This is a genomic window from uncultured Microbulbifer sp., assembly GCF_947489355.1.
GTDB lineage: Bacteria > Pseudomonadota > Gammaproteobacteria > Pseudomonadales > Cellvibrionaceae > Microbulbifer.
In genome coordinates, this window is sequence record NZ_CANLDD010000147.1 from 1 (window position 1) to 1,362 (window position 1,362).

The window sequence follows — 1,362 nt, forward strand, 5'->3', positions numbered from 1 at the left end:
GGAACGTTAGTTCCGTACAGACCGCTTTGAGCGGTTCACGATTAAAGCCACCGGCTTTGCCGGTGGATATTTACTGATGGGAGATACCTCGACTATCTCTCTTCGAAGCCTGATTGATGCTGGGGCCAGCCCTTATCTAGGAAAGAGGTGTTTTGCGACTAAGACCGTCAGTTCCTGAAAAACTGTAGGTTAGCCGCCCCTTAACTCATAAATCAAAGTTATTTTTCATGCCCGGTCATCAGCTCCAGGCTGTTCTTCAGCACTGTTGTATGTGCTTTAGTCAGGGACCCGTCCAGAGCACGCTTCTCGATCAGAGTGATTAGTTGTCGGACATGGTTTGGTAGGGGATGAGTGATGTCGTAGCTGGCTGGCTCCTCCGCAATATGGGCTTGTTGTGCTTGCTTCTGGCTCGGTGTCATCCGTTGCTCCGGAGAAACAACTTCAACTACCGACTGCGATATCGCACTGATTTCCGTGGGTTTACAATTGAGTAGATCCGCAACCCGCAAGGCAAAGACGGCGGAAACCCCCCTCTTTCGCCAATGAGTAATGGTCTGAGGCTGCACATCCAATTCGCGAGCAATCTGTGCCCACCTGAACCCTGCGGCTCTGGCTAAACGTTCGAAGTCCTTTCCTTTGTCTTTTGGTCGTTTTGTTTGCTTCTGCATAAACGCGAAGTTTATATGCGGATGTGTTGCCATGATATAAACGTCCGGTTATATTTACTGTAAACTATAAACATATGGATACTTTCAGGTGAAAAGACCCAAACCGGCAGCTATCGCAGAAGCCGCCAACTACTTCGGCTCTCAAGGAGCGCTTGCACGACAGCTGGGGGTGTCCCCTATGGCTGTCAGCAACTGGAAGCGCAGGTGGGTGCCGGTAGAGCGAGCAATACAGATTGAACGCCTGACAAGTGGTGAAGTAAGCAAGGAGCAGTTGCGTCCGGACGTGTTCTGCCTGACAGCGGAAGTTGCAGTTGAAGAGCAATGTTAAATCAGCTAACCGGCCAGTACCGCAGTGCATAGATATCTGCATTTGAAGTAGCTCCTTTATCTTGCCTCACATTGTGAAGATTGAGGAGAGCATGGTTAATCAATAGCCAACCATGGTCATTCATACAGGAGAGAGAGATGGACAAGCAAAGCATACAGAGTGAAGTCGCGGAATTCCTCAAAACGGAGCAAGGGAGAGCACTAGTAGTTGAAATCCTTTCTGCCCACATCGCTAGTAAGGATTTCGTGCTGTTTGAGCAAGATAGTGGATGAGGTCCAGCTGGGGCCGGGCTAGTCCAAAAGGGAGACCCCCCGGCTTTGCCGGGGAGGCACGCATAGTTTGACAGATCCGGAAGTCCCATAGTAA

3 protein-coding genes are annotated in these 1,362 nt (G+C 50.1%); 2 read left to right on the forward strand and 1 reads right to left on the reverse strand.

Annotation, left to right across the window (positions count from 1 at the left end):
• Positions 1–218 precede the first annotated feature (218 nt).
• Entirely contained in the window at positions 219–701 is a 483-nt protein-coding gene (locus Q1A48_RS21190; protein ID WP_299948835.1) for a helix-turn-helix domain-containing protein, read from the reverse strand.
• A gap of 55 nt (positions 702–756) precedes the next feature.
• On the opposite strand from Q1A48_RS21190, the gene Q1A48_RS21195 reads away from it, so the two are divergent.
• Both Q1A48_RS21195 and Q1A48_RS21200 read left to right on the forward strand, forming a co-directional pair.
• A complete protein-coding gene (locus Q1A48_RS21195; protein ID WP_299948837.1) occupies positions 757–996 on the forward strand; it encodes a Cro/CI family transcriptional regulator in 240 nt (79 codons plus the stop codon).
• 137 nt (positions 997–1,133) lie between these two features.
• A complete protein-coding gene (locus tag Q1A48_RS21200; RefSeq protein ID WP_299948839.1) occupies positions 1,134–1,268 on the forward strand; it encodes a hypothetical protein in 135 nt (44 codons plus the stop codon).
• Positions 1,269–1,362 lie beyond the last annotated feature (94 nt).

Coding starts and splice junctions, on each gene's coding strand:
- Q1A48_RS21190 (WP_299948835.1), bottom strand. CDS start 701: ATGGCAACACATCCGCATATAAACTTCGCGTTTATGCAGAAGCAAACA.
- Q1A48_RS21200 (WP_299948839.1), top strand. CDS start 1,134: ATGGACAAGCAAAGCATACAGAGTGAAGTCGCGGAATTCCTCAAAACG.